Raw genomic sequence first — 14,411 nt, 5'->3', positions numbered from 1 at the left:
GCAGCCGCGCGGGCCGGGAACGGTCGGCGCAGCGGCGGGCGGACATCGTTCTTTCGACCCGCGCGTGCGAACAGAGGGCCCTTACGTCGTCATGATCGATCTGTTCAGCGACACGCAGACGAAGCCCACGCCGGGCATGCGCGAGGCCATGGCACGCGCCGAGGTCGGCGACGAGCAGTCGGGTTCGGACCCGACCACCAACGCCCTGTGTGAGCGCGTGGCCGAGATCCTCGGCATGGAGGACGGCGTGTTCATGCCGTCCGGCACGATGTGCAACCTGACCTCGATCCTGGTGCAGACCCGGGCTGGCGACGAGATCATCTGCGACGACCAGTCTCACATGTACAACACCGAGGCAGCGGGCGCGGCGGCCATCGGCGGGGTGTCGGTCAAGCCGCTGCCGACCCGGGTCGGGCTCTACACGCTCGAACAGGCCGAGGCGGCGATTCGGGTGCCGCAGAGAACGGCGCCGCGCTCGGCCCTGATCTCCATCGAACAGACCACCAGCTTCTCCGGCGGCACGGTCTGGGATCTCGGCGTGATGCGGGCGATCCGCGATCTCGCTCATTCCAAGGGTCTCAAGGCGCATATCGACGGGGCCCGCCTGCTCAACGCGGTGGTCGCCACCGGGATCTCTGCGAAGGACTATGCCGAGGGCTTCGACAGCGCGTGGATCGACCTCAGCAAGGGTCTCGGCTGCCCGGTCGGCGCCGTGCTCTGCGGCTCGCGGGAATTCGTGGTCGAAGCCTGGCGCTGGAAGTACCGCCTGGGCGGCGCCATGCGCCAGAGCGGCGTGCTCGCCGCGGCAGGCCTCTACGCTCTCGACAACCATATCGACCAGTTGGCCGAGGACAACGCCAACGCGCACCGCATCCACGAGGCCGTCCGCAATGCCCCGGGCCTCGTCTTCGACGAGACCGCGGGCCAGTCCAACATCCTCTGCTTCTCGGTGGCCGGTCTCGGCATCAGCGCTGCCGAATTCGCCGAGGCCTGCCTGAAGGATGGCGTCCGTATCCGCGCGCTCGGCCGCGATCAGATCCGCGTCACGGCCAATCTCGACGTCGATCGCGCCGGCAGCGAGCGCGCCGCAGAGGTCATCCTCGCCAAGGCCACGAACTTCGCGAGCCGTGCAGAAACGCCCGACGGCTCATCTGCACGGTTGCGGGCAGCCTCCCTCGCCCAGTAGGGACTTCCGCTGCGGGCCGCGAGGGCAACAAGAGACGAGTTCACGCCCCCTCGACGGAGGCGTCGAGAAACAAACACGAAAAAGAACCTTGTGAGGGAAACGCCCATGACGACGCCCATCGCGGCCAAATCGAAGCCGCCGCTCATCAGCGCGACGAACAGCGTGCTCCTGCTGCTCTGCCTGATGTATTTCATCACCTATCTCGACCGGGTAAACGTCGCGACGGCCGGCGGCGAGATCATGAAAGAACTTGGGATGTCGAAGACCGAGTTCGGTCTCATCCTGTCGGCCTTCGCCTACCCCTATGCGATCTTCCAGGTCATCGGCGGCTCGATCGGCGACAAGTTCGGCGCGCGGCGCACGCTGCTGGTCTGCGGCCTGATCTGGGCCATGGCGACGATCCTAACGGGCATGATCGGCGGCTTGATCAGCCTGTTCCTGGCCCGCGTGCTGCTCGGTTTCGGTGAGGGCGCGACCTTCCCGACCGCGACCCGCGCCATGCAAAACTGGACGGCGCCGGGCAAGCGCGGCTTCGCGCAGGGTATCACCCACGCCTTCGCGCGCCTCGGAAACGCGGTCGCCCCGCCGATCGTCGCCTTCCTGATCTACCATGTCGGCTGGCGTTACTGCTTCGTGATCCTCGGCTTCGCGAGCTTCGTCTGGGTCGCCATCTGGTACATCTATTTCCGCGACAATCCGGCCGATCACAAAAGCATCACGCAGGCCGAGCTCGACGTGCTCCCGGCACCGCGCGCGCCGGGCGCCTCGCAGTCCGTGCCGTGGTGGGCTCTCACCAAGCGCATCGCGCCGGTGACGATCACCTATTTCTGCTACGGCTGGACGCTGTGGCTGTTCCTCGGCTGGATCCCGTCCTTCTTCAAGGAGAGCTACGGGCTCGACCTGAAGAACTCGGCGCTCTTCGCCTCCGGCGTGTTCTTCGCCGGCGTCGTCGGCGACACGCTAGGCGGCGTTCTCAGCGACGGTATCCTGAAGAAGACCGGAAGCATCAAACTCGCCCGGCTCTCGATCATCGTGGTTGGCTTCCTTGGCGCCGCGGCGAGCCTGACCGGCGTGTTTTACACCAAGGACCTGACCTACGTCGCACTGCTGCTCTCGTCGGGCTTCTTCTTCGCCGAGTTGGTGATCGGTCCGATCTGGTCCGTGCCGATGGACATCGCTCCGAAATACGCCGGCACGGCGAGCGGCCTAATGAATACCGGCTCCGCGGTAGCGGCGATCGTCTCTCCGATCGTGTTCGGCTTCGTCGTCGACAAGACCGGGGATTGGACGCTGCCCTTCATGGGCTCGATCGGCCTCTGCCTGCTCGGCGCCGTGCTCGCCTTCACCATGCATCCCGAGCGCAAGTTCGAAGATGCGTCGACGGACACGACGGCACCGAGCGGCTTGAAGAAGGCCGCCTGACCCTCACGCTGAACGAAGGGACGGCATGACGGAGAAAAGCACGGGCCAGGGCCCCCTCGCGGGCGTCCGCGTCGTCGAGCTCGCTCACATCATGGCCGGCCCGGTCTGCGGGCTGATGCTCGGCGACATGGGTGCCGAGGTCATCAAGGTGGAGAAGATCGACGGCGGGGATGACACCCGCCGTTCGGTCCCGCCCTCGATCGAGGGCGAGAGCGCCGCCTACATGATGATGAACCGCGGCAAGCGGGGCATCGCCCTCGACCTCAAGAGCCAGGAGGGCAAGGCAGTCCTCCGCCGCCTGCTCGCCGATGCCGACGTGCTCATCGAAAACTATCGCGGCGGCACGATGGAGAAGCTCGGGCTTGGCTACGGGACGCTCCGAAAGGATTTTCCTGGGCTGATCTACTGCGCCCTCTCGGGCTTCGGCCGCACCGGCCCCTATGCCGATCGCGCCGGCTTCGATTTGGTGGCCCAGGGCATGAGTGGCCTGATGAGCACCACCGGCGAGGGCCCTGGCCGGCCGCCGATGAAATGCGGGCCACCGGTCACCGACATTACCGCCGGCATCCTCGCTGCGATGGGCGTGCTCGCGGCCTATGCTCACAAGCTCAAGACCGGCGAGGGCCAGGCCGTCGACACCTCGCTGTTCGAGGCCGGCATCACCCTCACCTACTGGCAATCGGCCATCGCCATGGCGACCGGCATCGCCCCCGGTCCGATGGGCTCGGCCCATCCGCTGAACGCGCCCTACGAGGCGTTCGAAACGTCTGATGGCTGGATCACTATCGGCGCCGCCAACCAGACCAACTGGCTGCGCCTGATCGGCGTTCTGGGTGTCGAAGAGCTGTCGAACGATCCGCGCTTCGCGGCGAACCGGGACCGCATGGCCCATCGCGCGGATCTGGTCGCGGCCCTCGCGCCGCATTTCCGGAAGGCCGATTCCGAGACGTGGCTGGCACGGCTCGAAGACGGCGGCGTCCCGGCCGGACCCGTCCTCGACGTGCTGGCCATGCAGCGCGACCCGCAGACACTCGCGCGCGAGATGGTGGTCGAGGTCGATCATCCGAAGGCGGGCCGGATGCAGACGCTCGGACTGCCGGTGAAGTTCTCGCAGACGCCCGGACGAGTCCACGGGCCGGCGCCGACCTTCGGCCAGCATGGCAGGGCGATCCTGTCGGAGGCCGGCTACGATCAGGCTGCCATCGAAGCGTTGGTCGCGAGTGGGATCATCCGCGAGGCCTGATCCAGCTCGCCGCCGATCAGTCCCGCTCCGCCTTGAGCGGCCTGGCCAGCAGCCGGGCCACCACCCCATCGACGTCGGACACGCCGGAAACGACGTCGGCCACCGCTTCCGCGATCGGCATCTCGACGTCGCGCGCCCGCGCCAGATCGATCAGCGCCGCCGCGGTGAAGGCGCCTTCGGCGAGCTTTCCACCCGCGGCCTTTTCCGGCGTCGCACCACGTCCGAGGCGATCGCCGAAGGCGAAGTTGCGCGATTGCGTCGACGAGGCAGTGAGCACGAGGTCGCCGAGACCCGAGAGCCCCATCAGCGTCTCCGCACGGCCGCCATAGGCCTTCGAGAACCGCATCAGCTCCGCGAAGGCGCGGGCGATCAGCGCCGCGCGCGCGCTCTCGCCGAGGCCGCGTCCGGCAACGATGCCCGAGGCGATGGCCAGCACGTTCTTGCCGGCACCGCCGATCTCGACACCCCGTACGTCGTCAGTGTGATAGAGCCGGAAAGCCGGGCCGGAGATCAGGCCGGCCAACCGCGCCGCCTCCGCGCCGTTGGCGCAGGCGAGCGTCACGGCTGTCGGCAGGCCGCGGGCGACGTCGGTGGCGAAGCTCGGACCCGATAGCACGGCGACCGTCGAGGACGGCATCGCTTCTGCGGCGACGTCGCTCATGAAGGAGTCGGTACCCCGCTCGATTCCTTTGGCGCAGAGAACCAACGCGGTATCGCGGAGATGGGGGCTCAGCTGGCCGAGCACCTCGCGCACCGTCTGAGCCGGGGTGACGAGCAGGATGGTGCCGGCCTCCGACACGCGTCCCTCATCGCTCGTGACCTGGACCTGGTCGTGCAGCGGGATGCCGGGCAGGTAGCGCGTGTTGTCGCGCGTCTTCTGGATATGGATGGCCCCGACGGGGTCGCGCAGCCAGAGCGTGACCTCCCGGCCGGCGCAGGCCGCAGCATTGGCCAGCGCCGTTCCCCATGAGCCCCCGCCGACGACGGCGATGCGGTTGGCTCGTCCGCTCTCGACGCTCATGGAACCTCCCGTCTTCGGCGGCACCCTCTGTCGTCTCGTCGGCGTCGTCAACGGCGCATCAAGCCGCGACAGGTGTCTCGCCGCCGCCCCGGATGCCCAAGCGCTCGCAGAGCCGCAGGATGTTCATCATCAGGCGATTCACGATCTCGGTTTCGTTCGCGCCGTTGCGCACGTCGAGGCCGTATTTCAGCGTGACCTCGATCCCGTCCTGGCTCAGCGCGGAGACCGCGACCGAGGTGCGCTCCGGCGTCGATTCGGGAATCTCGGCCACGAGGTCCTTCACTCCGGAGACCAGCGCCTCGATCTGCGGCACCGTCGTGTCATAGGGGATCGGCAGCTTGGCCGAATTCAGGTGGAAGCGGCGCGTGCCGAGGTTGTTCACCGTCGCATCCGAGAGCTTGCCGTTCGGCACGATGATCAGGCTGTCATCGGCCGTGCGCACCCGCGTCGAGCGGATGCCGACATGCTCGACGGTGCCCTTGGTGTCGCCCGTGGCGATCCAGTCGCCGCGCCGGAATGGCCGATCGATGGCGAGGATGCCGGCGCCGAAGACGTTCGACAGGGTCTCGCGAGAGGCGAAGGCCACGGCGAGGCCGCCGATGGAGAGGCTCGCGACGACGCCCTCGTAGGGAAGCGACAGCTGGATGGCGATGTAGGTGAGCCCCGCCGCGACGAGGCCGATCTTGAGCGCGCCGAAGCCGAGCGAGACCAGGATGTTGTCCATGCTCATGCGACCGCCTTCGCCACTGGTGAAGTAGCGGTCGACCACCGCATCTACGAGCCGCCAGCCGAGCCACATCACCGAGACGGCGAGCATCACGCCGGTGATGCCGACCGAGATACGGGTCGCCAGATCGGGCAGGCCCAGGGCCGGCACCAGGGCGTTGTAGACGACGAAGACCACGGTGCCCCAGAGCGGCCAACGGAAAGCGCGCCGGGCCGCCCGTGGGTCGGCCTCTCCGACGGATCGCACCAGGAACATCATGATCGCCCGCGCGATCAGCCATCCGAGGCCGATCGCGAGCAGGATGATCGAGGCCCAGCCGGCGATCTGCCAGGCTTCCAAGGGCCCGAATTCCGTCAGCATCGGCGGTGCGAAACCGCGTACCCACTTGCGCACCTTGAAGAAGACCGAAGGCGGTGCCGGAAGGCCCTTGGCCTCGGTGATCGGCATCTCCTCGACGGCGATGTACAGATCGCGCGCACTGCGAACGGTCTCGGCTGTGAATTTCCAGCTCATGGCATCGCCGGTGCCCTTCGGCGCGATGACGATGCGGCCGGCCGGATGGCTGAACACGACCAGCGGCTCTCGATTCTGGGGATCGTCCGAGACCTCCTGCGGCCCCATCAGGCCGATGCGGTTCACGATCCCGTTGAGGTACTGGAGCGCCAGCACGCCCTGGTCGTCGCGGACGGCCTCGCTCAGCTCGGAGGTGTCGAGGGTGGCAAGCGCCTGGGCGCGGCCGCCCGTCTCCCATTCCGAAAAGGCGCGGGTGAAGCTGCGCATGGCATCGCGCGCGCTCTTGCGGAGCTTATAGGCCTCGGGGCTCGGCGGCCGGCCTCCCGAGCGGGCGAACAGGGCCTTGCGACCCGCCTCCAGCGCCGCCTCGTCGGGCATGGCGATGAACCACTTCTCCCCCTTCTTCACGAGGCGCAGCGGAAGCGTCGCACCGGTGCCGGCCTGTTCGAGCTTGAGGTCGACTGCATCCTTGTCGGTCTTGCGGCCCGGGACGCCATGCAGGCGGAAGGTGGTCTGGTCGACGAGGTTGAACAGCGTCTGGGCCAGCCCGAGCTTCTGCTCCGGGGTGATCGTGCCGGCATTCTCGCCGAAATCGATGACGGAAACGGCGCGGGTCATCTGGTCAGGCGCGTCGTAGCGGGCGCTGTTGCCGGCATCCGCGAAGGTGCGCAGGGCCTGGCGCGGGCCGCGCTGGTCGATGCCGACCGCCTCCGGGTCTCCTGCGGTCCGGCCGCCGGTCCACCACTCTCCGGTATCGAAGCGGCCCATGAAGGACTGGCCGTCATTCGACAGCACGAACTCGATGCCGCCCGAGCGCTGTCCCTGGATCCAGCGCCCTTTCAGCGTCCGCCCCTGGACCTCGCCTTCGATCGAGCCGTCATAGGACAGGTAGGTGCCGTGGACGTGGCTGCCTTCCTGCTGCAGCGCCACCCGCGCCCCGCCCTGGCGCCAGCGGGTGTTCCAGGTGCCACTCCAGCTCGGATCGCCGGCAGTGGCTGGGATGGAGATGGAGGCAAGCGAGATCAGGACGAGCAGCAGACGTACGGCGTGGTGCATTGCGTTTCGCAGACTATGGAAGATGGCTGGGAGCTAGGTGGCCAAGCTCCAAGGTCAACCATTGGCGATCAGAACACATTCTCGCCGCATTTCCCTCCGTCGCGGCCCTTTATCTGTTGATCTCCGCATGGATGCTTGCCGGGCGATCTCGACACGCTTCGAGGCCTGCCCAATACCCGGATCGAGAGCCGCTAACGCAGGCCGATTCCCCTTAAGCTGCCGTCGCCGCCACGGCGAAGGGCCACCGAGCTCGGGCGGGGGCCGTCAGATCGTCGACGAAACCGGCGCGCAAGCGCTCGAGGCCTGCCCAGGCGATCATCGCACCGTTATCGCCGCAGAGTGGCAGCGGAGGCGCTACGAAGCTGAGGCCGACCTGGCCTGCCTGCGCCGCAAGCGCTCGACGGATCGCACCATTGGCCGCGACACCGCCGGATGCGACGAGAGCCGTCGGCTGGCCGGCGACGGCGTCGAAGCCGCGGAGCGCCACGCGCACCCGGTCGGCAACCACGTCGACCACGGCAGCCTGGAAGCTCGCGCAGAGATCGGCGACGTCGGCGCGCGCCAGCGGAGCGATCTTCTCGGCCTCGATGCGCAGGGCCGTCTTGAGGCCCGACAGGGAGAAATCAGCCTCGCGCCGGCCGAGCATGGGCCGCGGCAGGGCGAAGCGTTCCGGATTGCCGGCCTCGGCCATCCGCTCGACCTCTGGGCCGCCTGGATAGCCGAGCCCGAGCAGCTTCGCGATTTTGTCGAAGGCCTCACCGATGGCGTCGTCGATGGTGCCTCCGAGCCGGACGTAATCGCCGACACCGCGCACCGCCACGAGCTGTGTATGGCCGCCCGAGGCGAGCAGCAGGAGATACGGAAAGGCGACCCCGTCGGTGAGGCGCGGCGTCAGCGCATGGGCCTCGAGATGATTGATCGCGAGCAGTGGCTTGCGCGAGACGAGCGCCAGCGCCTTGGCCGTGACGAGCCCCACCAACACGCCGCCGATCAGGCCAGGACCCGCGGCCACGGCGATTCCGTCGAGTTCGGCCAGCGTCGTGCCAGCCTTATCCAGCGCGCGCTCGATCAGGCGGTCGAGCACTTCGACATGGGCGCGCGCCGCGATCTCCGGCACAACGCCGCCATAGGCCGCGTGCTCGGCAATCTGGCTCAAGACCTCGTTGGAGAGGATCTGGCCGCCCGGCTCGTCGCCGTCGGGCTTGGCGACCACCGCGGCGGCGGTCTCGTCGCAGGTGGTCTCAATGCCGAGGATCTTCATCGGGTTTCGCTCACGGAGGCGTCGGCCGTCGCGGGCCGGGTCGCCGGAAGGGTAAGGTCGCCAGGCGGTCCGGCCGGGATGAGCCGAGCATACATGGAAAAGGATGGGCCGAGGGTTTACGGCAGATCCATCAAGCCGAACAGCGCGGCCGATCGAAGGGAGGGCTCGATGCGGATCTGGGTAGCCCGTCCCGAGCCGGGCGCCTCGCGCACGGCGGCGAGACTTCGGGCGCTTGGGCATGAGCCTCTGGTCGAGCCAATCCTTACGGTCGCGCCCACAGGGCGGCTCAGGCCGGCCGGCCGTTTCGACGCCGTGCTGCTCACCAGCGCCCAAGGGGTATCCGTCCTCGCCGAGAGCGATCTCGAAGCGCCGGTTCCGGTTTTCGCTGTCGGAGGCCGAACGGCCGATGCTGCCCGCGCGGCCGGTCTCGACCGGGTGCATGACGCGGACGGCGATGCGGTGGCCCTGGCGCGCCTCGTCCAATCGCATCTGCCCGTCGGTTCGAGGTTGCTTCACGTGGCTGGCGAGGATCGCAAGGCGGAGCCGATGGCGAGCCTCGTCGCGGTCGGTTACGACGTAACGCCTTGGGAGGCCTACGCGGCGCGACCCGTCGCCACGCTTCCCGAGCCGGTGGCGGAGGCCTTGCGCGAAGGAAGCCTCGCGGCGGCTTTGCACTATTCCCGCCGCAGCTCGGAGACGGCCCTTCGGCTCGCGCATTCTGCCGGACTCGACGCGCCATTTCGGATAGTTGATCACTACAGCCTGTCCGCAGACGTGGCCTTACCCCTGGTCGAGGCCGGGATCGCGGCCCATTTCGTTGCGGCACAGCCGAGCGAGGATGCGCTTCTGGCCGGTCTCCCCGAACCGACCTGAGCGCGAGGCCCTCGCCCGAGCTGAACAACGAGACGAAGCCGGCGGAAGACGGCGGGCCTGCGCGACGGTGGCATCCCGAACGGCCGCCGCCGATGCAAGGCCGAACGAGAGGGACGACACGCCCGTGACATCACCGGTAGACGAGCGCGGCAAATCCAGCGACCGACCGGACGACACCGCCGGAAAGCCGGGATCGGCACCGGCCAAGCCCGGTTCGACCGGAAGCAGCACGCCGCTGCCGAGCGCCACCGCTAAGCCGAATGAGGCTTCGAAGGCGGCCGAGCCGGTAAAGCCCGGCGCAACCGTCAGCAACGCTGGCGCCAAGCCGTCCGAGACGGCATCGCAGGCAGCTTCGAAAGACGGCGCCAGCACCGCCTCGTCGGCTGCCAGCAGCTCGGGTCCTCACGCAACCGCATCGAGCGCGTCATCCGCCGCCGGCGCCGCGAAGACATCTGGACCGACGCCGGCACAGCCGGCCAAGCCCGGCGCCACTGGAAGCAGCGCGGTCCCGCCCGTGCCGCCGTCCGCTGCGTCCGGCGCGCCGAAGCCGAGTGAACCTCTCAAGGGCAGCACCAGCACGGCTGGCGTCGGAGTCGGAGCCGACAAGGCAGGCTCGGGACCGAACCCATCCGCTTCCGGTGCGTCGGCCAAGCCACAGACGAGTGCCTCGCGGGTCGGCCGTGACGACGCGCTCACCGACGGCCCGATCATCGACATGAAGGCGAACCCCAGCGCCAATCCCGCGGGTCCCAAGCCAGCGGCCAAGGATGCGGGCAGTACACCACCGCCCGCAGGAGCGGCTGCTGCCGCTGCGGGACCTGGATTCGCCCCTCTGGCCATCGCCGGCCTCGTCGGCGGCGTGATCGGCGCCTTGCTGCTGTTCCTGCTCGCACAGACGGGCGCACTGGCTCCGAAGGGCGACCAGGCTCGGCTCGACGATCTGGACAAGCGCATTGCAGCGCTCGCTTCCGGCAGCGCGGTGACGGCGCTCGACAAGCGGGTCAGCGCCAACGAGACGGCGCTGAAACCGCTGGCCGAAGCGATCACCAAAGCCCAGGCCGCCGCGTCCAGCGCTGGCGAGAAGGCGGATCAGGCGCTGCAGAAGGCGTCGGGCTCCTCTGCCCCTGCCGCCGAGGGGACACCGGCGGCTCCGGCTGATCTGGCCGCGCGGCTCGATGCCCTCGACCAGCGCGTCTCGGCCCTGCAGGAAGAGCCGGCCCGCGATCAGGGATCGGAGGCGAAGCCCGGTGCCGCGCGCAGCGGTGACGATCCGGTTCGCCTCGCCGACCTCGATGTGCGGCTGAAGGCGATCGAGACCAAGAGCCAGGCGCAGGGTGCCAGCGTTCCCGAGGAGGATCTGGCGCCGAAGCTCGCGGCCTTGCAGGGCGACGTCGAGGCTCGTGCCAAGAACAACGAGGCGGCCGACAAGGCGCTCGGCCAGCGCCTCGACCAGCTTCAGCAATCGCTCGATGGCCGGATCGCGTCGGCGATCGAAGCCGTTCAGCAAGTGACCCAGGCGAGCCGTCAGACGGCCGAGGCTGGCAAGGCCCAGGCCGAGGAGGCTGCGAAGGCCGTCGATCGCCGCCTTCAGGAGCAGGGCGACCGCATCGCCGTCCTCGACAAGACGGTCGACGGAAGCGCCAAGGCGGCGACGGTCCAGTCGGCGCTGCGCGCCGTCGCGGCCAACCGGGTCTCGGATGCGCTGGCAACGGGTGCTCCCTACGCGGATGCGTTGGCCAGCCTGCGCGGCAACGACCCAGGGGACGGCGCGCAGTTCCAGCCCCTTGCGGCCTTTGCCGATTCCGGTGCTCCGACCGCCCAGGCGCTCGCGGACGAATTCCGGCCGATCGCAGAAAAGATCGCGTCGGCACGCCGCTCGGCGCGCTCGGCCGCGCGCGCTTCCAGCGGCAGCATCGGCGACCGCCTGCTGGGCATGGCGGAGTCGGTGGTGCAGGTGAAGCGCGTCGGCACGTCTGGTGGCTCGACGACGGCGGTGCCGGCGGCCGATGACGAGCCCGAGGCCAAGGTGCAGGACGCGCTCGACCGGGGTCGTCTCGATGCCGCGGCCAAGGCCTTCGCGGCGATGTCGGAGGCTGACCGCGCCCAGGCCAAGGAGTTCGGCGCGCGGCTCAAATCCGCGGCCGACGCCCGAGCTGCCGCTCAGGCGCTGCAGGCCGATGCCTTCAAGGCGCTCTCGGCGCCCGCGGCCGGCCGCTGAAGGTGACTTCAGAGCTCGAAAGCCCCCTGAAACTGGGGTGGACGATCCTGGCGCGGATCGGCGGCGCGGATGACGCGCCGTCGCCGGACCGTGTTACACCGCAACAGTTTAGCGCGGCCGATCGCTGGCGATCCGGCCATTCGACGTTCTGGAGTTCTTGACCGAATGTGGCGCGCTCTCGTCTTCCTCGCCCTCCTGGCCGTTGCCGCCTTCGGCGCCGTCTGGGTCGCCGACCATCCCGGCACCGTCACCATCGTCTGGAGCGGCTACCAGATCGGCGTCAGCCTCGCCGTGGCCTTGGTCGGCGTTCTCGTCGCCGTGCTCGTGGTGGGGCTGATCCTCGCGGTGGTACGCGGCGTGATCGGCCTGCCGGGCTTCCTCAGCCGCTCGACGCGCGAGCGCCGACGCGCCAAGGGAATGTCGGCGCTCTCGCGCGGCATGATCGCCGTCGGCTCGGGTGATCCGCTCGCGGCCCGGCGCCATGCCGGCGATGCCGAGCGTTTGCTCGGCGCGCAGCCGCTGACGCTGCTGCTCAAGGCGCAAGCGGCACAGATTTCCGGCGACCGCGACGCGGCCGAGAAGGCGTTCCGCAGCATGGCGGACGATCCGGAGACACGAGTGCTCGGGCTGCGCGGCCTCTACGTCGAGGCGCGCCGCCGCGAGGACGATTCCGCAGCGCGCGCCTATGCCACCGAGGCGGCCCGTCTCGCGCCCAGCGTGACCTGGGCGAACGATGCCGTGCTCGAAGCGCAATGCGCCGACGGGGACTGGGCGGGCGCGACGGAGACGGTCGAGCGCCGCGCGTCGCTCGGGCTGATGGACAAGAATGCCGCTCGCCGCCAGCGCGCCGTGCTGCTCACCGCCTCCGCTCAGCTCCATGAGGCCGGCGAGCCGGATGCGGCGCTCGCCGAGGCGCAGAAAGCGGTCAATCTCGTACCGGATCTCGTGCCTGCCGCCTGCATCGCCGGCCGGCTGCTCGCCCGCAAGGGCGACCTGCGCAAGGCGGCGAAGGTGCTGCAGACGGCGTGGAAGGCCGAGCCGCATCCCGATCTCGCGAAGGTCTACCTGACGCTGCGCCCCGGCGACTCGACGCAGGATCGCTTGAACCGCGCCGAAGTGCTGGCGCGGCTGTCCAGCTGGCATCCCGAGGCTCGCCTCGCGGTGGCTCAGGCGGCCACCGAGGCGCGGGACTTCGCCAAGGCGCGGGACGTGCTGGCGCCACTTGTCGCCGACCATCCGACAGTGCGCATCTGCCTGCAGATGGCGCGAATCGAGCAGGGCGAGCACGGTGCCGAGACGGGCCGCGCCCGCGAATGGCTCGCCCGCGCCACGCGCGCGCCGCGCGATCCGGCCTGGATCGCTGACGGCATCGTCTCGGAGCGCTGGGCTCCCGTCTCGCCAATCTCCGGGCGGGTCGACGCCTTCGTCTGGAAGACGCCGCCGGAGCTGCTCGGTGGACCCGGGGCGGATGATGCGGAGCACGAGCCGGAGTCGGCACCGACGGGGGTCAAGAACCTCGCCTCATCCACGGCTCGCGCGGACGGCCCCACGATGACGGCCAAGCCGAAGGGCGATCCGGTTGCCGGAAGCGCCTATCTCGTCGACAGCGGCACGCCGCCCGTACCGCCCGTCTTCAAGGCCGGACAGGCGGCGGGCAGCAACGAGCCTCCGGAGCTGCGCGGCCTCTCGTGAGCGGGGCCGGGACATCCGCGATTCGCGCGGTTTAAAGCTCGATTCACGCAAACTCGCTTAACCTGGGCAAAGCGAGTTCTGCGTTATCGAAAGCCCATGACCTCATCCGTCATCGACACGCCGGACCTCACCGGCCTCATCGAACTGTCGCGCGATCCGGGGCTCGACCTGAAACCGGTTCTCTTGCGGGTTCAGACCGATCTGTTTCTGGCCGCGCCGATCCGCGACCGGGCCGTGCTGTCCTCCTTCGCTTCTCTCGCGACCGGTCTGATCTCGACAGTGGACGACGAGACTGTGCTCACCGTCGCTCGCAAGCTCGCGCGCTGCCCCGAGACGCCGCAACCGGTGCTCGCCGCCCTGGCCGCCCGCGGCGGAGAAGCCTGCCTGGAGGTGATCGAGACAGCACACCTGCTCGAGCCGATCGTCATCGCTGCCGCCCTCGCCTCAGGAGCCGATGTCGGCGCGGCCATCGCTGCCCGCGCCGAGCGCGACCTGAAGTCGAGGCATAGCGCCGAAGCCGCTGAGCTGGTTCAGCCACCCAAAAGCGACGTTGCGCTCGACCGCTCGACGTTCGACGACCTCATCAGTCGAGCCCGTCACGAGAGCGACGTCGCCAGCGCTCTGCTCGCGCGCTCCGATGTCGCCGTCGCCGACCTCGCCCCGCTCTGGCTGCACGCGGAGTCGGCTTTGCGCGTGAAGATCCACGAGGCGGTCGCGGCGACGGCGGCTCTTCGCTCGCATCCCCAGGCTCAGCGCGATCTCGGCCAGACGCTCACCGGGCTGTCTCGCGACGGAGACGTCAAAGGCTTCACCGCAGCGCTTGCCGGCGCGCTCGGCCTCCCGACGAATTTTCTCGCTTCGGCGCCAAATCCCGCCTCACGCTACGATCTGCTGACGCTCGCCTTGCGCGCGGCCAACCTGGCCGAGGCCGAGGCGGTCTATGTCTTCCTCACGCTGAACGCGACGGTCGCGCGCTCGGCCGACCGGGTATTTTCGCTGGTTCAGCTCTTCCGCTCGCTGACGCGTCCGGCCTCACGCGACCTCCTTGCGGCGGTTCTCGATTTGAAGCTGCCGGAGCGGTCAGTCGGCTCGGAGCACCGGCCCTACTACGCCCCAGATGCGGACAAGCCGCGGCCGGTGGCCGAGCGGATTTCTCCGCGCAACATCCTGCCGGCTCGCGCCCGACAGACGGTCTGAGC

10 protein-coding genes are annotated in these 14,411 nt (G+C 69.1%); 7 read left to right on the top strand and 3 right to left on the bottom strand.

What is annotated here, in order from left to right; genetic code table 11:
• Nucleotides 1-91 precede the first annotated feature (91 nt).
• The 3 genes from GGR33_RS16295 (at nt 92) to GGR33_RS16285 (ending at nt 3,851) form a co-directional block, all read left to right on the top strand.
• Entirely contained in the window at nt 92-1,186 is a 1,095-nt protein-coding gene (locus tag GGR33_RS16295) for a threonine aldolase family protein (RefSeq protein WP_183507097.1), read from the top strand.
• Nucleotides 1,187-1,291: 105 nt separating this feature from the next.
• A complete protein-coding gene (locus GGR33_RS16290) occupies nt 1,292-2,608 on the top strand; it encodes an MFS transporter (protein WP_183507095.1) in 1,317 nt (438 codons plus the stop codon).
• Nucleotides 2,609-2,633: 25 nt separating this feature from the next.
• Nucleotides 2,634-3,851 carry a CaiB/BaiF CoA transferase family protein gene (locus tag GGR33_RS16285; RefSeq protein ID WP_183507093.1) on the top strand — a complete coding sequence of 406 codons (1,218 nt, stop codon included), beginning with the start codon at nt 2,634-2,636 and terminating at the stop codon, nt 3,849-3,851.
• A 16-nt stretch (nt 3,852-3,867) separates the two neighbouring features.
• Here GGR33_RS16285 and GGR33_RS16280 read toward each other — a convergent pair whose 3' ends face one another.
• The 3 genes from GGR33_RS16280 to tsaD all read right to left on the bottom strand — a co-directional run bounded on the left by GGR33_RS16280 (nt 3,868) and on the right by tsaD (nt 8,429).
• Entirely contained in the window at nt 3,868-4,872 is a 1,005-nt protein-coding gene (locus GGR33_RS16280) for an NAD(P)H-dependent glycerol-3-phosphate dehydrogenase (protein WP_183507091.1), read from the bottom strand.
• Between the two features lie 58 nt (nt 4,873-4,930).
• Nucleotides 4,931-7,168, bottom strand: coding sequence for a mechanosensitive ion channel family protein (locus tag GGR33_RS16275; RefSeq protein ID WP_183507089.1), 2,238 nt, complete (start codon nt 7,166-7,168; stop codon nt 4,931-4,933).
• A gap of 211 nt (nt 7,169-7,379) precedes the next feature.
• Nucleotides 7,380-8,429 (bottom strand): tRNA (adenosine(37)-N6)-threonylcarbamoyltransferase complex transferase subunit TsaD, encoded by a 1,050-nt coding sequence (gene tsaD / locus GGR33_RS16270; RefSeq protein ID WP_183507087.1) that lies wholly within the window; start codon nt 8,427-8,429, stop codon nt 7,380-7,382.
• Nucleotides 8,430-8,597: 168 nt separating this feature from the next.
• On the opposite strand from tsaD, the gene GGR33_RS16265 reads away from it, so the two are divergent.
• The 4 genes from GGR33_RS16265 (at nt 8,598) to GGR33_RS16250 (ending at nt 14,409) form a co-directional block, all read left to right on the top strand.
• Nucleotides 8,598-9,302, top strand: a complete 705-nt coding sequence (locus GGR33_RS16265; RefSeq protein ID WP_183507085.1) for a uroporphyrinogen-III synthase — start codon at nt 8,598-8,600, stop codon at nt 9,300-9,302.
• A 124-nt stretch (nt 9,303-9,426) separates the two neighbouring features.
• Entirely contained in the window at nt 9,427-11,520 is a 2,094-nt protein-coding gene (locus GGR33_RS16260; protein WP_183507083.1) for a hypothetical protein, read from the top strand.
• 165 nt (nt 11,521-11,685) lie between these two features.
• Entirely contained in the window at nt 11,686-13,212 is a 1,527-nt protein-coding gene (locus tag GGR33_RS16255) for a heme biosynthesis protein HemY (RefSeq protein WP_183507081.1), read from the top strand.
• 96 nt (nt 13,213-13,308) lie between these two features.
• Nucleotides 13,309-14,409 (top strand): hypothetical protein, encoded by a 1,101-nt coding sequence (locus GGR33_RS16250; RefSeq protein WP_183507079.1) that lies wholly within the window; start codon nt 13,309-13,311, stop codon nt 14,407-14,409.
• The last annotated feature ends 2 nt before the right edge of the window (nt 14,410-14,411 follow it).

It is taken from the genome of Methylobacterium brachythecii (assembly GCF_014196345.1).
Taxonomy (GTDB): domain Bacteria; phylum Pseudomonadota; class Alphaproteobacteria; order Rhizobiales; family Beijerinckiaceae; genus Methylobacterium; species Methylobacterium brachythecii.
Note: the sequence above shows the minus strand (reverse complement) of the source record. Positions and strands in the feature narration are given on the sequence as shown.

Bases quoted from the DNA above. Each gene is read 5' to 3' on its own strand.
- GGR33_RS16280 (WP_183507091.1), bottom strand. From the start codon at position 4,872: ATGAGCGTCGAGAGCGGACGAGCCAACCGCATCGCCGTCGTCGGCGGG.
- GGR33_RS16275 (WP_183507089.1), bottom strand. From the start codon at position 7,168: ATGCACCACGCCGTACGTCTGCTGCTCGTCCTGATCTCGCTTGCCTCC.
- GGR33_RS16295 (WP_183507097.1), top strand. From the start codon at position 92: ATGATCGATCTGTTCAGCGACACGCAGACGAAGCCCACGCCGGGCATG.
- GGR33_RS16290 (WP_183507095.1), top strand. From the start codon at position 1,292: ATGACGACGCCCATCGCGGCCAAATCGAAGCCGCCGCTCATCAGCGCG.
- GGR33_RS16285 (WP_183507093.1), top strand. From the start codon at position 2,634: ATGACGGAGAAAAGCACGGGCCAGGGCCCCCTCGCGGGCGTCCGCGTC.
- GGR33_RS16255 (WP_183507081.1), top strand. From the start codon at position 11,686: ATGTGGCGCGCTCTCGTCTTCCTCGCCCTCCTGGCCGTTGCCGCCTTC.
- tsaD (WP_183507087.1), bottom strand. From the start codon at position 8,429: ATGAAGATCCTCGGCATTGAGACCACCTGCGACGAGACCGCCGCCGCG.
- GGR33_RS16265 (WP_183507085.1), top strand. From the start codon at position 8,598: ATGCGGATCTGGGTAGCCCGTCCCGAGCCGGGCGCCTCGCGCACGGCG.
- GGR33_RS16250 (WP_183507079.1), top strand. From the start codon at position 13,309: ATGACCTCATCCGTCATCGACACGCCGGACCTCACCGGCCTCATCGAA.